Here is a 20,539-nt window from a genome sequence, read left to right as displayed (position 1 = left end):
GTGCGGCGATGGTAACGGATGGGTGCGCCACTGCAAGTGGCATCACTGCAGTTGCGCTTCAGGCAACGTCAGTGTGCGCGGGATCAGCAATGCATCCCAGTGCGCAATACCCCAGTTCAGCACTTCCCGTGGTGTAGCGTCATTCAGTTCGGTAACAGGATTGTGCCCCAGCGCCCGCAATGCGCGCAGCAACAGCGGCGTGGCCTGATCTTCGGTCAACGGCGGCGAGCGATAGGATTTGCCGAGTTTGTGGCCGTCCGGCTGGGTAATCAGCGGGATGTGCAGGTAGCGCGGTTGCGGCAGGCCGAGTAGTTCTTGCAGATAGAGCTGGCGTGGCGTGGAGTCCAGCAGGTCGGCGCCGCGCACGATATCAGTGATGCCTTGCCAGGCATCGTCCAGCACTACCGCCAATTGATAGGCATAGAGCCCGTCACGGCGACGAATCACGAAGTCACCCACCTCGCGGCCCAGGTGCTGACGGAATTCGCCCTGCACCCGGTCGATGAAGTGGTATTCCAGCTCCGGTACACGCACGCGGATCGCCGCATTCTCAGTGCCGTGCCCCGCGTTGCGGCAGAACCCGGGATAGATGCCGTGATACGGCTCCAGTTGCTTGCGCGAGCAGGTGCATGCGTAGGCCAGGCCCTGGCTGAACAGGCGATTGAGGACTTCGGCGTAGGCCGCGTGCCGGTCACTCTGTCGGACCATCTCGCCATCCCATTCGAAACCGTAGCTTTCCAGCGCCTTGAGAATCGCCGCCTGAGCGCCGGGCTCCTCGCGTGGCGGATCGAGATCCTCCATGCGCACCAGCCAGCGCCCGCCGACCGAACGGGCGTCGAGGTACGAGGCCAGTGCTGCAACCAGCGAACCGAAGTGCAGATGCCCGCTGGGCGTGGGGGCGAAGCGCCCGATGTAGGCGGAAGAGGCGATGGCGGTCATAAGGGCGATGTCAGGCTGTCCAATCGTATTGAGCACGGCTTGAAGCCGCCTTCACGAGCAAGCTCAGCTCCTACAGGAGATTGCGCCAGCCTTTGTAGGAGAGAAGTTTGTTCCGGGCGGCGATCCGACGAAGGCGATTTCGAAGTCGCAGCAAATATCAGAAACAAAAACGGAGCGTTCGCACGCTCCGTCTTTCGTTCAAGTCGAGATTACTTGCCGACTTGCTTTTCCTTGATTTCCGCCAGGGTCTTGCAGTCAACGCACATGTCGGCGGTAGGACGGGCTTCCAGTCGCTTGACGCCGATTTCGACGCCGCAGGACTCGCACCAACCGTATTCTTCGTCTTCGATCAGTTGCAGGGTCTTGTCGATTTTCTTGATCAGCTTGCGCTCACGGTCGCGGGCGCGCAATTCGAGGCTGAATTCCTCTTCCTGGCTGGCACGGTCTGCCGGGTCAGGGAAGTTGGCCGCTTCGTCTTTCATGTGATCAACGGTACGGTCGACTTCCTGCATCAAGTCCTGTTTCCACTTGTTCAGGATCTTGGTGAAGTGAGCACGCATGGGTTTGCCCATGTACTCTTCGCCCTTCACTTCTTTGTAGGGTTCGAAGCCGCTGATCGACTGATTTTGCTGCTTTGCTTGGGTGGGCATGAAATGGACCGCCTCTACTCTTGTAATCCATTGCGCAGGATTGCTCCATCACCGACACCTGCCGGCCCTGCGGCTGCAAGCGGGCGAACTTACCAGATCAAATCGGACCGCGCTACTCCCGGATGTCGAGCCCGCGGCCCGTGGTGCTTGCAAAAGATTGCAAAGCTTCGTCTGGTGGCTAGGGAGACCTGATCAATTATTGATTTTAGCCAAACCTGAGACATACGCTTGAATCGATTGAGACCAGCATTATATGGCTCTGACCGCTTTAGACTCTCGCTCGTTCCTGCGCTTGGGTAGAATCAATTCTTTTCCCGTTGTAAGGAAGGCTAATGGCTCTGTCCTACAGTGCGCGTAGTCGCGCTATCGAACCGTTCCACGTCATGGCCCTGCTGGCGCGGGCCAACGAGCTGCAAGCGGCTGGCCACGACGTGATTCACCTGGAAATCGGCGAGCCGGACTTCACCACCGCCGAGCCGATCATCCAGGCCGGCCAGGCCGCGCTGACGGCGGGGAAGACCCGTTACACCGCCGCTCGCGGCATCCCTGAGCTGCGTGAGGCCATTTCGGGGTTTTATCAGCAGCGCTACGGGCTGAACATCGATCCGCAACGCATCCTGATCACGCCTGGCGGTTCAGGCGCATTGCTGTTGGCCAGTGCCTTGCTGGTGGACCCAGGCAAGCACTGGCTGCTGGCCGACCCGGGTTACCCGTGCAACCGGCACTTCCTGCGCCTGGTGGAAGGTGCGGCGCAGCTGGTGCCGGTCGGCCCGGACGTGCGTTATCAACTGACTCCGGACCTGGTCGCGCGTCACTGGGATCACGACAGCGTCGGTGCCCTGGTAGCATCGCCGGCCAACCCCACCGGGACCATCCTGACCCGTGATGAGCTGGCCGGGCTGTCCGCGGCGATCAAGGCCCGCCACGGTCATTTGGTGGTCGACGAGATTTACCACGGCCTGACTTACGGCACGGACGCGGCCAGCGTGCTGGAAGTCGATGACAGCGCGTTCGTCCTCAATAGCTTTTCCAAGTATTTCGGCATGACCGGCTGGCGGCTTGGTTGGCTGGTCGCACCTGAAGCGGCGGTCGGTGAGCTGGAGAAGCTTGCCCAGAACCTCTACATCAGTGCACCGAGCATGGCCCAGCACGCGGCATTGGCCTGCTTCGAGCCCGCCACCATCAGCATTTTCGAGGAGCGCCGCGCCGAGTTCGGTCGACGTCGTGACTTCCTCCTGCCAGCCCTGCGGGAATTGGGTTTCGGTATCGCCGTAGAACCGGAAGGTGCGTTCTATTTGTACGCCGATATCAGCAAGTTCGGCGGCGATGCCTTCGCGTTCTGCCGGCACTTCCTCGAAACCGAGCACGTTGCAATTACCCCGGGCCTGGACTTCGGGCGCTATCAGGCCGGGCATCATGTGCGGTTTGCCTACACCCAAAGCCTTCCGCGCTTGCAAGAAGCAGTCGAGCGGATCGCCCGCGGTTTGAAGAGCTGGCAAGGCTGATGCGTTTTCATCCTCCCCTTGAAGAAGGTCGCTTGATTCGTCGTTACAAGCGTTTTCTCGCCGATATCGAAACCGTTGGCGGCGAGTTGCTGACCATTCATTGCCCGAACACCGGTTCAATGCTTAATTGCCAGGTCGAGGGCGGGCAAGTCTGGTTTAGCCGCTCCACTGACCCCAAGCGCAAGTTGCCCGGCACTTGGGAAATTGGCGAAACCCCGCAGAGACGGTTGTTCTGTGTGAACACCGGGCGCGCCAACGGCTTGATCGAGGAGGCGCTGCGGGCTGGCGTCATCGCTGAGCTGAACGGCTTTACCGAACTGAAGCGCGAAGTGGCCTACGGTCAGGAAAGCAGCCGTATCGACTTCCGTCTGGATTACCCGGGCGGGCCGGCTTATGTGGAAGTCAAAAGCGTCACCCTGGGGTTCGATGGCTCGGCGGTGGCAGCATTTCCTGACGCGGTGACCCAGCGTGGGGCCAAGCATTTGCGCGAACTGGCGCATTTGGCCAGGGACGGGATTCGGGCAGTGCAGTTGTATTGCGTGAACCTGACAGGGATCGACGCGGTACGTCCTGCCGAAGAAATCGATTCGGCCTACGCAGCTGCGTTGCGTGAGGCGGTGGCGTGTGGAGTCGAAGTGCTGGCGTATGGCGTGCGCTTGACCCACGAAGAGATGGTGGTCGATCGGCGGCTGGATGTGTTGCTTTAGAGCGTAACCCAGATCCCTTGTTCGTCCTCGCGGCACAGGACGCTGGTCAGGGATTGTCCGGCGCAGGGGCCGGCGACGCATTCACCGTCCTCGATCAGAAACAGTGCGCCGTGGGTCGCGCACTGGATCAGGCTGTTGCTGGGGTCGAGAAACTGGTCGGGCTGCCATTCCAGCCCGACGCCCCGGTGCGGGCAGCGATTTTCATACACATACACCCGACCGCCCCGGCGCACGGCCAGGAGTTTCTGACCGTCGACGTCGAAACCGCGACTGCTGGCGTCAGCCAATTCGGCGCCTGTGCAAAGAAGCTTCATGTCTATCCTCAAGTCCTGCGGCTCGTGACCCGGAATGTCCGAGCTTGACGTTCAAATGCAAGCAATTATCAAATGACGGCTCGCCCGCAGGGCGATTACCGGATGCCGAGAATACTTGGCCTGTCATGACTATGCCCGGGAAACCTTTAAAGGAGGTTGTTTATGCACCTGTTCGATCCCGGTACGACTGGCCAATGACCCTTCTGATTAAACCTCGCGCGTTGTTCATTGGCTTGAGCCTGTTGTGTTTGCTGGCGATCTGGCTGTCGCTGGCGTTGGGGCCGGTGAGTTTGCCGTTGTTCGACACCTTGCGGGCGGCGCTGCGGTTGGTCGGTGTGCCGATTGCTGCCGACGGGTTGGAGCAGGCCGAACTGATCCTCGGGCAAATTCGCCTGCCGCGAACCTTGCTGGGCTTGGCGGTGGGCGGGGTGCTGGCGCTGTCCGGCGTTGCAATGCAGGGATTGTTTCGCAACCCGCTGGCCGATCCGGGCCTGGTGGGGGTTTCCAGCGGCGCAGCACTGGGCGCGGCTATCGCGATTGTCGGCGGCTCGGTATTCGGTGGACTGCCTGAATCCTTCGGGCCATATCTGTTGTCGGTGTGCGCGTTTCTCGGCGGGTTGGGGGTGACGGCGCTGGTCTATCGACTGGGGCGGCGCAATGGCCAGACCAACGTCGCGACCATGCTGCTGGCTGGTATTGCATTGACTGCCCTGGCTGGTTCGGCGGTCGGGCTCTTCACCTATCTGGCGGATGACGCGACCCTGCGCACCCTGACGTTCTGGAACCTGGGCAGCCTTAACGGCGCCAGTTATGCGCGACTCTGGCCGTTATTTCTGGTGGGCACCGGCGTGGCACTGTGGTTGCCGCGTCGGGCCAAGGCCTTGAACGCTTTGTTGCTGGGGGAGTCGGAGGCCGGCCACCTGGGTATCGACGTCGAAGGACTCAAGCGCGAATTGGTGTTCTGCACGGCGTTGGGTGTCGGCGCGGCGGTAGCTGCGGCGGGGATGATCGGGTTTGTCGGCCTGGTGGTGCCGCATCTGGTGCGGCTGCTGGTCGGCCCCGATCATCGGGTGTTGTTGCCGGCATCGGTGTTGGCGGGGGCCAGTCTCCTGTTGTTTGCTGATCTGGTGGCGCGGCTGGCGTTGGCGCCGGCTGAGTTGCCGATCGGGATTGTCACGGCCCTCATCGGCGCGCCGTTCTTTCTGTATTTATTGTTCAGAGGGCGTGCCTGATGCTGCGAACGCAGAACCTGCAAATCCGCCGCGGTCGAAAAGTTGTCCTGGAGGACATCACCCTAGAGCTTCAACCGGGCGAAGTCCTCGGCGTGTTGGGGCCTAATGGCGCCGGCAAAAGCACGTTGCTCGGCGCCCTGTGCGGCGAATTGCCTGCGGACCATGGCAGCGTCTGGCTCGATGAGCGTGAGCTGAGTCATTGGAACGGAGCGCAGCGAGCCCGACGTTTGGCGGTGTTGCCGCAAGTGTCGACCCTGGACTTTGCCTTTCGCGTCGAAGAAGTGGTCGGCATGGGCCGTCTACCTTATCAAAGCGGTCGGGTCCGGGATGACGAGATTGTCGCCGCCGCGCTGCAGGCGGCCGATGCGGGGCACTTGAGTGGTCGCAGTTATCTGGCGTTGTCTGGCGGCGAACGTCAGCGGGTGCATTTGGCGCGGGTGTTGGCGCAGCTTTGGCCGGGCGAGGCGGGGCAGACGTTGTTGCTCGATGAGCCGACGTCGATGCTCGACCCGCTGCATCAGCACACCACGCTGCAAGCGGTGCGTGAATTCGCCGATCGCGGTGCGGCGGTGCTGGTGATCCTGCATGATCTGAACCTGGCGGCGCGTTATTGTGATCGCCTGTTACTGCTCGAAGGTGGGCGTCCTTTGGTGCTGGACACGCCGGAACAGGTATTGCGCCCGGAACCGCTCAAGGCTGTGTTCGGGCTGGAAGTATTGGTGCAACCGCACCCGGAGCGTGGGCATCCGCTGATCATCGCCCGCTGAGGTGTTTTAGGGATGAAAACACGCGTGATGGTTTTTCTGGCAGCGCTGTTACTGAGTGCCTGCCAGCATGTGTCGGTGCCGCCGCCGGTCAGCGGCGAAATCCGGGATCTGCGCAGCGGTAAGACCCTGACGGCGCAAGAACTGCTTGCACGGTTGGCGGAACCTTCGCGGCTGATCGTTGGCGAGCAGCATGACAATCGTGATCACCATCAGCTGCAATTGTGGTTATTGCAGGCACTGGGTGAGCGACGGCCTCAAGGCAGTCTGCTGCTGGAAATGCTGACGCCGGCTCAGCAACAGCGCGTCGATGACGTTCGGCATGCCTCACCGCTGCCGACCGATTTGTCCGTGGCGTTGGCCTGGCAGCCGGGATGGGACTGGAATCTTTACGGGCCGATCGTTCGGTTTGCCCTGACTCAGCCGTACCCGTTACTGGCGGCCAATCTGGACACGCCTGAAGTCCGTACTGTCTATGCCAAACCGCCGACATTGAGCGGTACGCGCTCCAACGCTCCGACGGTCAAGAATGAGTTGCTGGCGCAGATCAGCGATTCCCACTGCGGCTTGCTGCCTGAATCACAGATGCCCGCGATGCTGGCCGTGCAGCAGCAGCGTGACCGGCGGATAGCCGAGCGATTACGGGCGGCACCGATGCCTTCACTGTTGTTTGCCGGCGCGTTCCACGCGCGCAAGGATGTCGGGGTGCCGATCCATATGCTGGATCTGGGGGAGCCCGAGGCACCAACGGTATTGATGCTGGCGGAGCAGGGCGCTGAGGTCACGTCGGCTATGGCCGATTACGTCTGGTATACGCCCACCACGCCGCCGCAGGATTACTGCGCGCAAATGCGCAAGCAGTTCGGCAAGCCGTCAGGCCAATAAAATCAGGCGAGTTTTCCACAGGCAAAAAAAGACCCGGCAAGAGCCGGGTCAAATAACCGTGATTAGCCTGATGAGGAGATAATCTGAGAGTCCGAACCAAGGGCTTTTCAGAATATCGACCAGTCTCGCGACCAGTTGTGATAATAATAGCGATTCTCATTACCAAGTCAACCGCTGATTTCTCGTATTCGTGAAACACGTCATTCCTTCGCTGGAAAGCCTCGTAATCATTGGGTTTCAGGCTGTGCGTTCGAGTGAGATTACCCGTTCAATTCTTGTGGCGAGACGAAATAGCATCCAGCTGTTTGTTCAAGGCTTCCTTGCGCTCGGCGGGAATGTCGTTCCAGTGAACATCCATCAACGCGCCTTCAATCGCATACAACAACACCTTGGACGCCCGAAAACCGCGAGTGCGCACGGCCCGATAAGCGTCCACAGCTCCCAGCCGACGCAAGTCCGAGGCACTGTGGATGCCCACGGCATGCAGCCATTGCGCCGACGTCTTGCCAAGATTCTTCAGGTGTTGCAGTTCATCATTCATCAAGCCTCCTTGCGACAGCCGAACGGTGCGTGGGCGAGCCTCTCAGCAGTGTAGCCATCAGTAGGAAAAGCGTGATTGTTTGGTCGGTTTCGACGCAAAAGCTTCTAAGAGGCAAACTCAAGAAACGGCGGGAGAAGGCGACGGATGCAGTCCGAAGGCGTACGAAGAATTGAGTTTTCGAGCACAAAAACTACAAAGTCCGGCGCAAGGCGGGGCGCCGGACTAAGTGAAACGTCGCTTTTTAGCGAGTGCGATAACGCAGGCGTGTCCCGAAATTCATCGACATCAGAATCTCATCGGCACTCAGCTCTGGCGGGAAGTAGGCGCCGGAGATCTGCGCGTGGGCCAGGCTCGCGCCTTCCAGGGATGAGTTGCGAAAATCGATGCCGCGCAAGTCGGCAGAGCGAAAATAGGCATCGGTGAAGTCGATGCCGTCGGCGTTCAGTTCACGCAGATCAAGACCCCGGAAGTCACCACCGACCATGTCGATAGGTCCATCTTTCGGGCGTTCATTGTTGAAGCTTGTGATGTCGTCTTTGTGCAGCAAGGCATAAAGCGGGGTGTCGAGAAGTTTTGGCTGGCTCATGTCACATCACCTGATGGTTTTATGACGCCAGTATAGTGCCACTATTTGACAGCCGTGAAGCCGGCGAGGGCCTCACGGTTGAAATAGTTTCTTACAGACCAGGCAGGCGCTGGCGAATCTGCGCAACGACCGTATCGAGGGTGCCACTTTCATTGGTCTGGACGCGCTTGCTGCAGAGGATTTCTGCTGGCGTCAGTGCCTCGCGGCTGGCTTGCTGGGCGGCGATAACAGCCAGGTTGGCGTCGGACGGATCGTTATTGTCCGCCTGGCGTTGCTTCAGCCAGCTCTCGATCACCGCTTGCGGTGCGTCGCAATCGAGGATCAGGAACGGCGCGCCGGTGGCCTCGGCGATTTTTGCCGCGCTGTCGCGTTGGTCGCGCTTGAGATAAGTGGCATCGATCACCACCGGGAAACCGGCACGCAGAATTACATTGGCAACCTCATGCAGGCGGGCATAGGTGGCGACGCTGGCGTCGGCGCTATAGATGCCGGCCTGCGGGTCGTTCGGTACGGTCTGTTCGCCGAACATACGCTTGCGCTCGACATCCGAACGCAGGCGAATGGCACCCAATGCTTCCACCAGGCGCATGGCCACATGGCTTTTGCCGACGGCGGAAACACCGTGGGTGATCGCCAGGAAACGCGAAGGAATGGTGCTGTAGCTTTCTGCCAGGTTGGCGTAGTTGCGGTACTGACGCAGAGTGGTAGCGCGCTGCACCGGATCGGCCTCGGCCGGCATGCTGAACAGGCTGACCTTGGCGCGAACCAGTGCGCGGTAGGCTTTATAGAAGTTCAGCAGCTCAAGGCCCTGGTAGTCGCCGGTCAGTTCCAGGTATTGGCTGATGAAACGGCGCGCCAGGCTCTTCAGGCCGCGGTCTTCCAGGTCCATTGCCAGGAAGCCGGTGTCGGCGTAAACGTCGGTGAAGCGGAACGGTTCGTTGAACTCGATGCAGTCGAAGATCACCACTTTGCCGTCGATTACAGTGGCGTTGCCCAAGTGAATGTCGCCATGGCATTCGCGAATGAAGCCGTCGGCCTTGCGTTGGGCGAACAGCGGCTTGAGGCGCTCGAAGCTGCTTTCGGCCCAGGCTTGCAGGGCCTCGAGTTGCAGCAGATCGGCCTTGTCGCTGAGGAACGGGCGAATTTGTTCGAAGTTCTGCCGTACCGGCGCCATGACGCTGTCCGGCGTGCCGGCTTCGTGTTCGGCAGGCACTTTCGGCGCACTGAGGTGGAATTGAGCGATCTGCGCGGCCATCTCGTCGATGTGCGTGGTGGTCAATTCGCCGTTGGCTTGCAGGGTGCTGAGCAGTTGGCTTTGTGGGAACTGACGCATTTTCAGGGCGTAATCGACAACCGGACCATCGCCGCCCAGTTGTGGCGCCTCGGCGCTGCCGGTGATCGGCAACACTTCAAGATACAAGTCATGGGTCAGGCGCTGGTTAAGGCGCAGCTCTTCACCGCAGAAGTGCTCGCGGGCCTCAAGGCTGGTGAAGTCGAGGAAGCCGAAGTTCACCGGCTTCTTCACTTTATAAGCATAGGGACCGGTGAGTATCACCCAGGAAATATGGGTCTCGATGACCTGGAACCCTTCTACGGGATGCGGGTAGAGGGCCGGGTTTTGCAGGGCAGCGATCAGGGACTGGCTCACAGGCGATCCTTCAGAGTCTGGGGAAAATTCAAGGCCGTCATTATGGCTGCAAGTCCGTCCGACGCAAACCTCAGAGGGCTCCTGTTGAGGATGAATAAAGTGCGTATAATCCGCCGCCATGACTCGAACTCGATCCCCCCGCACCCCTAAAAAACCACCTTCCAAGGGCATGCGCCCCTGGCTGGGCTGGGCCCTTAAACTCAGCCTGGTCGGCCTTGTGGTGCTCGCCGGGTTCGCGGTTTACCTCGACGCCGTGGTCCAGGAGAAATTCTCCGGCAAGCGCTGGACCATCCCGGCCAAGGTGTACGCGCGCCCGCTCGAGCTGTTCGTCGGGCAAAAGCTCAGCAAGGACGACTTCCTCACCGAACTCGATGCTTTGGGCTACCGGCGCGAAGCGGTCAGCAACGGCCCCGGCGCGGCAGCGGTCAATGGCAATACCGTCGACTTGAATACCCGAGGCTTCCAGTTCTATGAAGGCATGGAGCAGGCGCAGCCCGTGCGCGTGCGGTTCTCCGGCGATTACGTGGCCGAGCTCTCGGCGACCAACGGTTCGAAGCTTTCCGTGGTGCGACTRGAGCCGCTGCTGATCGGCGGGATTTACCCGAAAAACCTTGAAGACCGCATCCTGATCAAGATCGATCAGGTTCCGCCGTATCTGCTCGAAACCCTGGTGGCCGTAGAAGACCGGGATTTCTACAGCCACTGGGGCGTGTCGCCGAAGTCGATTGCCCGAGCTATCTACGTCAACACCTCGGGCGGCAAGATGACCCAGGGCGGTAGCACGCTGACGCAACAGTTGGTCAAGAACTTCTACCTCACCAATGAACGCAGCCTGACCCGTAAGCTCACCGAAGCCATGATGGCGATGTTGCTTGAGCTGCATTACGACAAGCGCGACATTCTTGAGGCTTACCTCAATGAAGTGTTCGTCGGCCAGGATGGTCAGCGCGCGGTGCACGGCTTCGGCCTGGCCAGCCAGTTTTTCTTCGGGCAGCCATTGTCCGAGCTGAAATTGCACCAAGTCGCTTTGTTGGTGGGCATGGTCAAGGGGCCGTCCTATTACAACCCGCGTCGCAACCCTGAGCGGGCGCTGGAGCGGCGCAATCTGGTGCTCGATGTTCTGAAGGAGCAAGGCGTTGCCAGCGCCGAACAGGTTGAGGCGGCGAAGAAAATGCCACTGGGTGTGACCACTCGTGGCAAGTTGGCCGACAGCTCGTTCCCGGGCTTCCTTGATCTGGTTAAACGTCAGTTGCGCGAAGACTACCGCGACGAAGACTTGACCGAAGAAGGGCTGCGAATCTTCACCAGTTTCGACCCGATCCTGCAGATGAAAGCCGAAGCCTCGGTCAACGACACGTTCAAGCGCCTGGCTGGGCGCAAGGGGTCCGATGACGTGGAAGCGGCGATGGTCGTGACCAATCCGGAAACCGGTGAGGTCCAGGCCATGATCGGCAGCCGTCAGGCGAGTTTTGCCGGTTTTAACCGCGCGTTGGACGCGGTGCGGCCGATCGGCTCTTTGATCAAGCCGGCGGTTTATCTGACCGCTCTTGAAAAGCCGAGCCAGTACACGCTGACCAGTTGGCTATCGGACGACTACTTCTCGGTCAAAGGCGCGGACGGTCAGATCTGGAAACCACAGAACTATGATCGCCGTTCCCACGGCACGGTGTTCCTGTACCAAGGGTTGGCGCATTCCTACAACCTGTCGACCGCGCGTCTCGGGTTGGCGGTGGGCGTGCCGAATGTCTTGAAGACCCTGGCACGCCTGGGCGTAAGCCGCGAATTCCCGGCGTTCCCGTCGATGTTGCTCGGTGCCGGCGGTATGACCCCGATCGAAGTGGCGACCATGTACCAGACGCTGGCCAATGGCGGGTTCAATACGCCGATGCGCGGGATTCGCAGCGTACTGACTGCCGAGGGCGAGCCGCTCAAGCGTTATCCGTTCCAGATTCAGCAGCAATTTGATCCGGCGTCCATTTACCTGATCCAGAACGCCATGCAGCGCGTCATGCGTGAAGGTACCGGCAGTTCGGTTTATAACGTGTTGCCGAAAACCCTGACCCTGGCCGGTAAGACCGGTACCAGTAACGATTCGCGGGACAGCTGGTTCGCCGGTTTCAGTCAGGATCTGCTGGCCGTGGTCTGGCTGGGGCGCGATGATAATGGCAAGACACCGTTCACCGGTGCCACCGGCGCGTTGCAGGTCTGGACCAGTTTCATGCGTAAAGCCGATCCGCTGCCGCTGGACATGCCGCAGCCGGACAATATTGTTCAGGCCTGGGTCGATTCGCGCACCGGGCAAGGTTCCGAAGCCAACTGCCCAGGTGCGGTGCAGATGCCGTATATTCGCGGCAGTGAACCGCCTCCCGGTGCTGCTTGCGGTGGCGAAAGCCCTGCAGAATCGGTGATGGATTGGGTCAAGGGCTGGATGAATTAAGCAAAGAGGATTTGAAGTGAACAAGTGGTTGATTCCAGCGGTGACTGCCGTGGCTTTGCTCAGCGGCTGCTCCACTGTGCAGCGTGGTTCGATCCCGGTTGAGGATGCCGGCACTGCCGTCTCCAACAGCGAGCGGATTTCGGCCAATGGCGGGTTCCGGCAGTCGACGGTGAAGCGTCCTGTACAAGCTCAGACTCAGGCGATCCCGCAAGGTGACACCGGCGTCGTGGTGATGGTCCCGGGGGGTGGTGCTGTCTCCTCGGCACCGATCAGCACTTCGCCGATTACCCCGGGTCCGATTACTCCAGGGCCGATTGATACCTCGCCGGTTCAGTCGGCACCGATCAATCAGGGCAGTTACAGCATGCCGTCGACGCCCAGCGGGATTCCTTCAGCGAACTCCGGCGGACTGTCCGCCGATGAACAACTGGACGGTCCGGTCCTGGCATTGTTGACCACCGCCCAGCAGCAACAGGCCAGTGGCGACCTTAATGGCGCATCTTCCAGCCTCGAACGTGCCCAGCGCGTTGCACCGCGCGAGCCGCAAGTGCTTTATCGCCTGGCGCAGGTACGTATGGCTCAAGGTGATGCGGCGCAGGCCGAACAGTTTGCCCGTCGTGGCCTGACGTTCGCCAATGGGCGTCCGGATCTTCAGGCCAGCCTGTGGGAATTGATCGCCCAGGCCCGTGAGAAGCAAGGTGACCCGGCCGGTGCTGCGTTGGCTCGTCAGAAGGCCAAGGTTTCGCTGTGATGGATATGCGCTTTCCGAAGATTGCCGAGCAGTTGCTGTTGATCGAGCGCGAACTGCGCGTTCAGGGTTGGTGGGATGAAGTGCCGCCGTCCGCTGAGGCGCTCTCCAGCGTTGAACCGTTTTCGGTGGATACGCTGGATTTCGAGCAGTGGCTGCAATGGATCTTCCTGCCAAGGATGAAGTCGATCCTGGAGCAGGATCTGCCATTGCCCAACGCATCGGGGATTCAGGAGATGGCCGAAATGGTCTTCGCCTCCCGCAACGTCCGGGGCAAGGATCGGCAGCTTCAGGTCTTGCTCAAAGAGTTCGACGAGTTGATCACCGTCTCCCGCTGAATCGGAAACTGCCAGCGCTTACTGGCAGTTTTTCGCAATTTGTTTCTGTGCTTCGGTGATGCGCTCCTGACGTTGTTGATCGGTCAGGCGGCGCGTCTCGCCGTCGACTTCCTCCCGCAATCGCGGATTGTTCTGCAGTTGAGCCAGGTTCGTCCGAGCCTGTTCGCAGAATGCTTTTAGCTGGGCCTGCTGCTCGGCGACCTGCTTTTTCACTTTGTGATCGATGGCCTTTTGATCGCCGATGACGTTGCCGCGCGGTAGCACGCCCGGTTTGCCGATGGGCGGGGAGGGCGTGACCATGACGGTGGCCTCCCGGCCCTGGGGCGGCTGCGCATCGAAATGAGTGACGCCCTGGGCATCGACCCATTTATAGATCTGACCCGCCATGCACAAAGGGCTCAGGCTGATCAGCAAGCTGGTAGTGAAGATGAGCGTTCGCATGCCATTTCCTTGTCAGGGGTGCGCAATTGAAGCTAACACAGTTGCGGTTTAAAGGTTTTTTCTTGCGTTCTCATGCGCTTAGTTCAATAAAGCACATTGACGGCTTGACTTGCGATGGGCGAAACAGAAGAATCCAAAGTCCGCTGTAGAGGGACTGCCAGAAGCAGACCCACTCGGTAGATCATGAGGCGCACATCCGCGCCGACCTGTTACACCCGCAACGCGTTACCTCGCGCTGGGTGGGAAAGGCCCGCAACACTTGGGACGATCCCAATACTTGCTCAGTCAGTGCTGACGTAGTCGGCGACCACCGTCGCTCATGCTCTGCCGAGAAGTAAACCTATTAAGACCCGTCCTCTTGTATGTGGGCGGTATTCTGGCGTTTTAGAGGTGAACAACGTGGAGCTTTTATCTGGCGGTGAGATGCTCGTCCGCTTTTTGCGTGACGAAGGCGTCAAATATATCTACGGGTACCCGGGTGGTGCTCTTCTTCATGTCTATGATGCCCTGTTCAAAGAACCGGAAGTGACCCACATCCTGGTTCGTCACGAGCAGGCTGCGACCCATATGGCTGACGGCTATGCCCGTGCCACCGGTAAAGCCGGCGTGGTACTGGTGACGTCCGGCCCGGGCGCAACCAACGCCATCACCGGTATTGCCACGGCCTACATGGACTCCATTCCGATGGTGGTCATTTCCGGCCAGGTGCCTAGCACCATGGTAGGCACCGATGCGTTCCAGGAAACCGACATGATCGGTATCTCCCGGCCGATCGTGAAGCACAGCTTCATGATCAAGCACGCCTCGGAAATCCCTGAAGTCATGAAGAAGGCGTTCTACCTGGCGCAATCCGGTCGTCCTGGTCCGGTCGTTGTCGATATCCCGAAAGACATGACCAACCCGGCCGAAAAGTTCGAATACATCTTCCCGAAAAAAGCCAAACTGCGTTCCTACAGTCCGGCCGTTCGCGGTCACTCCGGGCAAATCCGCAAGGCAGCCGAAATGCTTCTGGCGGCCAAGCGCCCTGTGTTGTATTCGGGCGGCGGCGTGATCCTCGGTGGTGGCTCTGCGCCGCTGACCGAGCTGGCGAAGATGCTCAACCTGCCAGTGACCAATACCCTGATGGGCCTGGGTGCCTACCCTGGCACCGACCGTCAGTTCATCGGCATGCTCGGCATGCACGGCAGCTACACCGCCAACCTGGCGATGCACCATGCCGATGTGATCCTTGCAGTCGGCGCGCGTTTCGATGACCGCGTGATCAACGGCCCGGCCAAGTTCTGCCCGAATGCCAAGATCATTCACATCGACATCGACCCGGCTTCGATTTCCAAGACCATCAAGGCAGACGTGCCTATCGTTGGCCCGGTCGAGAGCGTCCTGACCGAAATGGTCGCGATCCTCAAGGAAATCGGCGAGACCCCGAACAAGGAGTCCGTTGCCAGCTGGTGGAAGCAAGTTGATGAGTGGCGCGGTGACCGCGGTCTGTTCCCTTACGACAAGGGCGACGGCAGCGTGATCAAGCCGCAGACCGTGATCGAAACCCTGTGCGAAGTGACCAAGGGCGACGCCTTTGTGACCTCCGACGTGGGTCAGCATCAGATGTTCGCGGCGCAGTACTACAAGTTCAACAAGCCGAACCGCTGGATCAACTCCGGTGGCCTGGGCACCATGGGCTTCGGTTTTCCGGCGGCCATGGGCATCAAGCTGAGCTTCCCGGATGACGATGTCGCCTGTGTAACAGGCGAGGGCAGCATCCAGATGAACATTCAGGAACTGTCGACCTGCCTGCAATACGGTTTGCCGGTAAAAATCGTCATCCTGAACAATGGCGTGCTGGGTATGGTTCGCCAGTGGCAGGACATGAGTTATGGCAGCCGTCACTCGCACTCCTACATGGAATCGCTGCCTGACTTCGTCAAACTGGCAGAGGCCTATGGTCACGTTGGCGTGCGCATCACCGACTCGAAAGATTTGAAGTCGAAGATGGAGGAGGCGTTCGCCATGAAAGATCGCCTGGTGGTTATCGATATCTCGGTTGACACCAGCGAGCACGTCTACCCGATGCAGATCAAAGACGGCTCCATGCGTGATATGTGGTTGAGCAAGACGGAGCGTACTTAATCATGCGGCACATTATTTCCCTGCTTCTGGAAAACGAACCGGGCGCTCTGTCTCGTGTAGTCGGCCTGTTTTCGCAGCGCAACTACAACATCGAAAGCCTGACCGTGGCGCCAACCGAAGACCCGACTTTGTCGCGTCTGACGCTGACCACTGTCGGCCATGATGAAATCATCGAGCAGATCACCAAGAACCTGAACAAGCTGATCGAAGTGGTCAAACTGGTCGACTTGTCGGAGAGTGCTCACATCGAGCGCGAACTGATGCTGGTCAAGGTCAAGGCCACCGGCGCCCAGCGCGCCGAGATCAAGCGCACCACCGATATTTATCGTGGGCAGATCGTTGATGTCAGCGCCAGCGTGTATACCGTTCAATTGACCGGTACCAGCGACAAGCTCGACAGCTTCATTCAATCGATTGGCACTGCCTCGATTCTGGAAACCGTACGCAGTGGCGTCACCGGGATTGCCCGCGGCGACAAAGTACTGAGCATCTAAACCAAATTAGCGAATGGCCTGAAGGGCCAGATATAAAGGGGAAATTCATGAAAGTTTTCTACGATAAAGACTGCGACCTGTCGATCATCCAGGGTAAGAAAGTTGCCATCATCGGCTACGGCTCCCAAGGTCACGCTCAAGCGTGCAACCTGAAAGACTCCGGCGTTGACGTTACCGTTGGCCTGCGTAAAGGTTCGGCCACCGTTGCCAAAGCCGAAGCCCACGGCCTGAAAGTGACTGACGTTGCTTCCGCCGTAGCGGCTGCCGACCTGGTCATGATCCTGACCCCGGACGAGTTCCAGTCCTCCCTGTACAAGAACGAAATCGAGCCGAACATCAAGAAAGGCGCCACCCTGGCCTTCTCCCACGGCTTCGCGATCCACTACAACCAGGTTGTGCCGCGCGCTGACCTCGACGTGATCATGATCGCGCCGAAAGCTCCGGGCCACACCGTGCGCTCCGAGTTCGTCAAAGGCGGCGGTATCCCTGACCTGATCGCTATCTACCAGGATGCTTCGGGCAACGCCAAAAACGTTGCGCTGTCCTACGCTGCCGGCGTTGGTGGCGGTCGTACCGGTATCATCGAAACCACCTTCAAGGACGAGACCGAAACCGACCTGTTCGGCGAACAAGCCGTTCTGTGCGGCGGTACCGTTGAGTTGGTAAAAGCCGGTTTCGAAACCCTGGTTGAAGCTGGCTACGCGCCGGAAATGGCCTACTTCGAATGCCTGCACGAACTGAAGCTGATCGTTGACCTCATGTACGAAGGCGGTATCGCCAACATGAACTACTCGATCTCCAACAACGCTGAGTACGGCGAGTACGTGACAGGTCCGGAAGTGATCAACGCCGAATCCCGTCAGGCCATGCGCAACGCCCTGAAACGTATTCAGGACGGCGAATACGCCAAGATGTTCATCAGCGAAGGCGCCACCGGCTATCCTTCGATGACCGCCAAGCGTCGTAACAACGCCGCTCACGGTATCGAAATCATCGGTGAGCAACTGCGCTCCATGATGCCGTGGATCGGTGCCAACAAGATCGTCGACAAAGCCAAGAACTAAGTCACGAGCTTGTACGGAAAACGCGGCCTAGGCCGCGTTTTTTCGTTTGGATCCGCCGGTTCTGGTATAAAGCTGCATCGTTTGCGGTCGAACCGTCGTCCCAGACACCTGTCGAAACTTTCCACCCCGTTGCAAGGTAATGTCCATGAGCGAACGTCCCGAAGAGCCAAAGCAGGCTTCTGACGCCGAAAGCCTTCTGCCCATCGATGAGCACATCGAAGAAGGGCATGACGCTGAAGGCCGTAAAGTCCGGCATCGTGGTATCTATCTTCTGCCGAATCTGTTCACCACTGCGAACCTCTTCGCAGGGTTCTATTCCATCATCAACTCGATGAGCGCCCAGAGCGCCTTGAGTGCCGGTGATGCAATCGGCGCGAGCAAGTATTTTGCGTTCGCTGCGATCGCGATTTTCGTCGCCATGGTGCTCGACGGTCTTGATGGTCGCGTTGCCCGTATGACCAATACCCAAAGCGCCTTCGGTGCCGAGTACGACTCCCTGTCAGACATGGTTGCCTTTGGCGTCGCGCCGGCTTTGCTGGCATTCGGCTGGGCTTTGGGCGATATGGGCAAAGTCGGCTGGATGGTCGCCTTCATCTATGTGGCGGGTGCGGCGTTGCGCCTGGCACGCTTCAACACGCAGGTCGGCACCGCCGACAAGCGCTACTTCATCGGTCTGGCCAGCCCGGCCGCGGCCGGTGTGGTCGCGGGAATTGTCTGGGCGTTCAGCGATTACGGCATTCAGGGTTCCAAAATGTCGTTCCTGGTTGCGCTGATGGTTGCCGCCGCGGGCATGCTGATGGTCAGTAACATCAAGTACAACAGCTTCAAGGAGCTGGACTTGAAGGGGCGCGTTCCCTTTGTCGCGATCCTGGCGGTGGTATTGGTATTCGCCGTTGTGTTCAGTGATCCGCCGCGTATCCTGCTGCTGGTGTTCCTCGCCTACGCGGCCTCCGGACCGGTGCAGTACCTGCTGCGTCTTCGTCGGCACAAAAAAGCCGAGTGATGTAATTTCCCTCATACTCCGCAGTCTATGGGTGCATCTGTCCTCCAATGCTGCGGAGTTGCCATGCTGATCAAAGTCCCCAAAGCGTCTGACTGTCATGAGTCGGACGTCACGCCTGAATCTCTCTACCTTTCTCGTCGCAATGTATTAGGCGCTGCCGTTGCCGGTTTGGCTGTGAGTACGCTGCCGCGCTGGGCGAGTGCCGACGATACCGCGCGCTATGCCGATGTCGAGCCTGGCAAGGCACCGTCCTGGTTTGCCGAAAAACTGCCTTCCACTAAATGGGGAGCGGTCAACGTCAAGGATGAAGCAATCACGCCTTTCAAGGATGCGACCCACTACAACAACTTCTATGAGTTCGGTACCGACAAAGGCGATCCAGCGGCCAACGCCGGGGCGCTAAAAACCGAGCCGTGGAGCGTGGTGGTAGATGGGGAGGTGGGTAAGCCGGGGCGGTATGCGCTGGAAGACTTCATGAAGCCTTATCAGCTGGAGGAGCGTATTTATCGTCTTCGCTGCGTGGAGGCCTGGTCGATGGTCATTCCGTGGATAGGTTTTCCAATTTCGGCTTTGCTGAAGGAAGTAGAACCGACGTCCAAGGCCAAATTCATTCGCTTTGAAACCCTGCAAGATCCCAAGAGTATGCCTGGACAGCGTTCTGGCTTCGCCTTGATCGACTGGCCATATGTGGAAGGACTGCGCCTGGATGAGGCGATGAATCCGTTGGCGATTCTCGCTGTAGGCATGTATGGGCGTGAGTTGCCCAATCAGAACGGTGCGCCGCTACGTCTGGTGGTGCCGTGGAAATACGGCTTCAAGAGCATCAAGTCCATCGTGCGAATCAGTCTGGTCAGTGAGCAGCCGAAAACCACCTGGCAGAGCATTGCCTCGAATGAGTATGGCTTTTATGCGAACGTGAACCCGACAGTCGACCACCCGCGCTGGACGCAGGCACGGGAAAGACGTTTGCCGAGCGGTCTGTTCAAGCCCAATGTGCGGGACACGCAAATGTTCAACGGCTACTCGGATGAAGTCGCTTCTTTATATGCAGGGCTCGATCTGCGGAAGAATTACTGATGCGATATCTGTTCTGGCGTATTGGTGTCTTTATTGCCGCGGCGATTTGGCCGCTGCTTTGGTTGTATCAAGCCTGGGCGGATGTGCTGGGGCCTGATCCGGGAAAGGTGCTGGTTGATCGTCTGGGGTTGGGGGCGCTTGTCCTGCTGCTCATTACGTTAAGCATGACGCCTTTGCAGAAGCTCACCGGTTGGTCGGGGTGGATAGCTGTCCGACGGCAGTTGGGGTTGTGGTGTTTCGCCTATGTGGTTTTGCATTTGAGCGGCTATACGGCGTTCATCCTCGGCTTTGATTGGTCACAACTGGGTATCGAGTTGCGCAAGCGGCCGTACATTATCGTCGGGGTGCTGGGGTTTCTCGGTTTGTTGGCGCTGGCGGTTACCTCCAATCGTTACAGTCAGCGGCGTTTGGGCGTTCGCTGGAAAAGATTGCATCGGTTGGTCTATGTGATTCTCGGGCTTGGGTTGCTGCATATGTTGTGGATCGTTCGCGCCGATCTGAGGGAGTGGGCGATCTACGCTTCTATAGGTGCGTTGTTATTAGTATTGAGATTGCCGCCTGTAACGCGCCGAATTCCACGTTTAATCGTTAAAAAGGCACCTTCTGCAAGAAAGGCGTAATTAGAGGTTGACGGCAGATTCTGGACGTCTATAATTCGCCCCACTTCCGGCGCAGTCGAAACGGAAAACTCCTTGGTAAACAACGAGTTACGCAGTTTTCGACAGCGATTACGCTTCAGTTCATCGAAGCCAGAAGGAGTTGGTAAGGCAGGATGTTGTCGCCTTATTAACGATTCGATCTTCTCGGTCGAAAGCGGAGAAAAAGAGGTGTTGACAGCAGCGACTAACGCTGTAGAATTCGCCTCCCGCTAACGAGAGATCGGAAGCGCAAGTGGTTGAAGTTGCTGATGTTTCTTACGGGAAACTTTGAAAACTTCTGAAAATAACCGCTTGACAGCAACAGAGGCTGCTGTAGAATGCGCGCCTCGGTTGAGACGAAAGMTCTTAACCAACCGCTCTTTAACAACTGAATCAAGCAATTC

General features: G+C 58.9%; 21 protein-coding genes. 14 read left to right on the top strand and 7 right to left on the bottom strand.

What is annotated here, in order from left to right; genetic code table 11:
- Positions 1-42: 42 nt before the first annotated feature.
- Both gluQRS and dksA read right to left on the bottom strand, forming a co-directional pair.
- Positions 43-939, bottom strand: coding sequence for a tRNA glutamyl-Q(34) synthetase GluQRS (gene gluQRS / locus AC1D2Q_RS19345; RefSeq protein WP_477814222.1), 897 nt, complete (start codon positions 937-939; stop codon positions 43-45).
- A 209-nt stretch (positions 940-1,148) separates the two neighbouring features.
- Positions 1,149-1,589, bottom strand: coding sequence for an RNA polymerase-binding protein DksA (dksA, locus tag AC1D2Q_RS19340; protein WP_007902025.1), 441 nt, complete (start codon positions 1,587-1,589; stop codon positions 1,149-1,151).
- 332 nt (positions 1,590-1,921) lie between these two features.
- Here dksA and AC1D2Q_RS19335 point away from each other — a divergent pair, with 332 nt between their 5' ends.
- Together AC1D2Q_RS19335 and sfsA are read left to right on the top strand one after the other, a co-directional pair.
- Positions 1,922-3,094 carry a pyridoxal phosphate-dependent aminotransferase gene (locus AC1D2Q_RS19335; protein WP_477814221.1) on the top strand — a complete coding sequence of 391 codons (1,173 nt, stop codon included), beginning with the start codon at positions 1,922-1,924 and terminating at the stop codon, positions 3,092-3,094.
- Positions 3,094-3,801 carry a DNA/RNA nuclease SfsA gene (gene sfsA, locus AC1D2Q_RS19330; protein WP_477814220.1) on the top strand — a complete coding sequence of 236 codons (708 nt, stop codon included), beginning with the start codon at positions 3,094-3,096 and terminating at the stop codon, positions 3,799-3,801. Before AC1D2Q_RS19335 ends, sfsA begins: the two co-directional genes overlap by 1 nt.
- On the opposite strand, the gene AC1D2Q_RS19325 is transcribed toward sfsA, so the two are convergent.
- Positions 3,798-4,115, bottom strand: a complete 318-nt coding sequence (locus tag AC1D2Q_RS19325; protein ID WP_477814219.1) for a Rieske (2Fe-2S) protein — start codon at positions 4,113-4,115, stop codon at positions 3,798-3,800. The two genes, sfsA and AC1D2Q_RS19325, sit on opposite strands and share 4 nt — an antisense overlap.
- 248 nt (positions 4,116-4,363) lie before the next feature.
- Here AC1D2Q_RS19325 and AC1D2Q_RS19320 point away from each other — a divergent pair, with 248 nt between their 5' ends.
- Genes AC1D2Q_RS19320 through AC1D2Q_RS19310 form a run of 3 tightly spaced genes read left to right on the top strand, consistent with a single transcriptional unit; the run spans position 4,364 to position 6,996 of the window.
- A complete protein-coding gene (locus AC1D2Q_RS19320) occupies positions 4,364-5,347 on the top strand; it encodes a FecCD family ABC transporter permease (RefSeq protein WP_477814311.1) in 984 nt (327 codons plus the stop codon).
- A complete protein-coding gene (locus tag AC1D2Q_RS19315; RefSeq protein ID WP_477814218.1) occupies positions 5,347-6,114 on the top strand; it encodes a heme ABC transporter ATP-binding protein in 768 nt (255 codons plus the stop codon). Before AC1D2Q_RS19320 ends, AC1D2Q_RS19315 begins: the two co-directional genes overlap by 1 nt.
- Positions 6,115-6,126: 12 nt before the next feature.
- Positions 6,127-6,996 carry a ChaN family lipoprotein gene (locus AC1D2Q_RS19310; protein ID WP_477814217.1) on the top strand — a complete coding sequence of 290 codons (870 nt, stop codon included), beginning with the start codon at positions 6,127-6,129 and terminating at the stop codon, positions 6,994-6,996.
- A 268-nt stretch (positions 6,997-7,264) separates the two neighbouring features.
- Here the strand turns inward: AC1D2Q_RS19310 and AC1D2Q_RS19305 are convergent, their stop codons facing one another.
- From AC1D2Q_RS19305 to AC1D2Q_RS19295, 3 genes are all read right to left on the bottom strand, one after another.
- Positions 7,265-7,537: a TfoX/Sxy family protein gene (locus AC1D2Q_RS19305; RefSeq protein ID WP_009050884.1), complete on the bottom strand. Its 273-nt coding sequence runs from the start codon at positions 7,535-7,537 to the stop codon at positions 7,265-7,267.
- A 241-nt stretch (positions 7,538-7,778) separates the two neighbouring features.
- Positions 7,779-8,123, bottom strand: coding sequence for a pentapeptide repeat-containing protein (locus tag AC1D2Q_RS19300; protein WP_019582853.1), 345 nt, complete (start codon positions 8,121-8,123; stop codon positions 7,779-7,781).
- A gap of 91 nt (positions 8,124-8,214) precedes the next feature.
- Complete coding sequence (locus tag AC1D2Q_RS19295; RefSeq protein WP_477814216.1) at positions 8,215-9,771, bottom strand: bifunctional aminoglycoside phosphotransferase/ATP-binding protein; 1,557 nt, start codon at positions 9,769-9,771, stop codon at positions 8,215-8,217.
- A 118-nt stretch (positions 9,772-9,889) separates the two neighbouring features.
- On the opposite strand from AC1D2Q_RS19295, the gene mrcB reads away from it, so the two are divergent.
- Genes mrcB through AC1D2Q_RS19280 form a run of 3 tightly spaced genes read left to right on the top strand, consistent with a single transcriptional unit; the run spans position 9,890 to position 13,294 of the window.
- A complete protein-coding gene (mrcB, locus tag AC1D2Q_RS19290) occupies positions 9,890-12,208 on the top strand; it encodes a penicillin-binding protein 1B (protein WP_477814215.1) in 2,319 nt (772 codons plus the stop codon).
- Positions 12,209-12,224: 16 nt separating this feature from the next.
- Complete coding sequence (locus tag AC1D2Q_RS19285; RefSeq protein ID WP_018930214.1) at positions 12,225-12,959, top strand: tetratricopeptide repeat protein; 735 nt, start codon at positions 12,225-12,227, stop codon at positions 12,957-12,959.
- The gene (locus AC1D2Q_RS19280) at positions 12,959-13,294 is read left to right on the top strand and encodes a YqcC family protein (RefSeq protein WP_477814214.1); all 336 of its coding nucleotides are present in this window, start codon (positions 12,959-12,961) and stop codon (positions 13,292-13,294) included. Before AC1D2Q_RS19285 ends, AC1D2Q_RS19280 begins: the two co-directional genes overlap by 1 nt.
- 18 nt (positions 13,295-13,312) lie before the next feature.
- Here AC1D2Q_RS19280 and AC1D2Q_RS19275 read toward each other — a convergent pair whose 3' ends face one another.
- Positions 13,313-13,735 (bottom strand): DUF4124 domain-containing protein, encoded by a 423-nt coding sequence (locus tag AC1D2Q_RS19275; protein WP_477814213.1) that lies wholly within the window; start codon positions 13,733-13,735, stop codon positions 13,313-13,315.
- 399 nt (positions 13,736-14,134) lie between these two features.
- Between AC1D2Q_RS19275 and AC1D2Q_RS19270 the strand changes: the two genes are divergently transcribed.
- The 6 genes from AC1D2Q_RS19270 (at position 14,135) to msrQ (ending at position 20,117) form a co-directional block, all read left to right on the top strand.
- A complete protein-coding gene (locus AC1D2Q_RS19270) occupies positions 14,135-15,859 on the top strand; it encodes an acetolactate synthase 3 large subunit (protein ID WP_026286735.1) in 1,725 nt (574 codons plus the stop codon).
- Positions 15,860-15,861: 2 nt separating this feature from the next.
- Positions 15,862-16,353, top strand: coding sequence for an acetolactate synthase small subunit (gene ilvN, locus AC1D2Q_RS19265; protein WP_003205610.1), 492 nt, complete (start codon positions 15,862-15,864; stop codon positions 16,351-16,353).
- A 47-nt stretch (positions 16,354-16,400) separates the two neighbouring features.
- Entirely contained in the window at positions 16,401-17,417 is a 1,017-nt protein-coding gene (gene ilvC / locus AC1D2Q_RS19260; protein ID WP_003228216.1) for a ketol-acid reductoisomerase, read from the top strand.
- Between the two features lie 145 nt (positions 17,418-17,562).
- On the top strand, positions 17,563-18,420 hold the full coding sequence (gene pssA / locus AC1D2Q_RS19255; protein ID WP_008006914.1) for a CDP-diacylglycerol--serine O-phosphatidyltransferase: 858 nt from the start codon (positions 17,563-17,565) through the stop codon (positions 18,418-18,420).
- 63 nt (positions 18,421-18,483) lie between these two features.
- A complete protein-coding gene (gene msrP / locus AC1D2Q_RS19250; protein WP_477814212.1) occupies positions 18,484-19,497 on the top strand; it encodes a protein-methionine-sulfoxide reductase catalytic subunit MsrP in 1,014 nt (337 codons plus the stop codon).
- Positions 19,497-20,117, top strand: a complete 621-nt coding sequence (msrQ, locus tag AC1D2Q_RS19245; protein WP_477814211.1) for a protein-methionine-sulfoxide reductase heme-binding subunit MsrQ — start codon at positions 19,497-19,499, stop codon at positions 20,115-20,117. Before msrP ends, msrQ begins: the two co-directional genes overlap by 1 nt.
- Positions 20,118-20,539: the final 422 nt, after the last annotated feature.

Source organism: Pseudomonas sp. P1_A1 (assembly GCF_056406935.1).
Note: the sequence above shows the minus strand (reverse complement) of the source record. Positions and strands in the feature narration are given on the sequence as shown.

What these genes read in the sequence shown, in the direction of transcription:
- AC1D2Q_RS19300 (WP_019582853.1), bottom strand. Translation starts at nt 8,123, where the DNA reads ATGAGCCAGCCAAAACTTCTCGACACCCCGCTTTATGCCTTGCTGCAC.
- AC1D2Q_RS19335 (WP_477814221.1), top strand. Translation starts at nt 1,922, where the DNA reads ATGGCTCTGTCCTACAGTGCGCGTAGTCGCGCTATCGAACCGTTCCAC.
- msrP (WP_477814212.1), top strand. Translation starts at nt 18,484, where the DNA reads ATGCTGATCAAAGTCCCCAAAGCGTCTGACTGTCATGAGTCGGACGTC.
- dksA (WP_007902025.1), bottom strand. Translation starts at nt 1,589, where the DNA reads ATGCCCACCCAAGCAAAGCAGCAAAATCAGTCGATCAGCGGCTTCGAA.
- ilvC (WP_003228216.1), top strand. Translation starts at nt 16,401, where the DNA reads ATGAAAGTTTTCTACGATAAAGACTGCGACCTGTCGATCATCCAGGGT.
- ilvN (WP_003205610.1), top strand. Translation starts at nt 15,862, where the DNA reads ATGCGGCACATTATTTCCCTGCTTCTGGAAAACGAACCGGGCGCTCTG.
- AC1D2Q_RS19275 (WP_477814213.1), bottom strand. Translation starts at nt 13,735, where the DNA reads ATGCGAACGCTCATCTTCACTACCAGCTTGCTGATCAGCCTGAGCCCT.
- AC1D2Q_RS19315 (WP_477814218.1), top strand. Translation starts at nt 5,347, where the DNA reads ATGCTGCGAACGCAGAACCTGCAAATCCGCCGCGGTCGAAAAGTTGTC.
- AC1D2Q_RS19325 (WP_477814219.1), bottom strand. Translation starts at nt 4,115, where the DNA reads ATGAAGCTTCTTTGCACAGGCGCCGAATTGGCTGACGCCAGCAGTCGC.
- AC1D2Q_RS19310 (WP_477814217.1), top strand. Translation starts at nt 6,127, where the DNA reads ATGAAAACACGCGTGATGGTTTTTCTGGCAGCGCTGTTACTGAGTGCC.
- AC1D2Q_RS19305 (WP_009050884.1), bottom strand. Translation starts at nt 7,537, where the DNA reads ATGAATGATGAACTGCAACACCTGAAGAATCTTGGCAAGACGTCGGCG.
- AC1D2Q_RS19280 (WP_477814214.1), top strand. Translation starts at nt 12,959, where the DNA reads ATGGATATGCGCTTTCCGAAGATTGCCGAGCAGTTGCTGTTGATCGAG.
- sfsA (WP_477814220.1), top strand. Translation starts at nt 3,094, where the DNA reads ATGCGTTTTCATCCTCCCCTTGAAGAAGGTCGCTTGATTCGTCGTTAC.
- gluQRS (WP_477814222.1), bottom strand. Translation starts at nt 939, where the DNA reads ATGACCGCCATCGCCTCTTCCGCCTACATCGGGCGCTTCGCCCCCACG.
- pssA (WP_008006914.1), top strand. Translation starts at nt 17,563, where the DNA reads ATGAGCGAACGTCCCGAAGAGCCAAAGCAGGCTTCTGACGCCGAAAGC.
- msrQ (WP_477814211.1), top strand. Translation starts at nt 19,497, where the DNA reads ATGCGATATCTGTTCTGGCGTATTGGTGTCTTTATTGCCGCGGCGATT.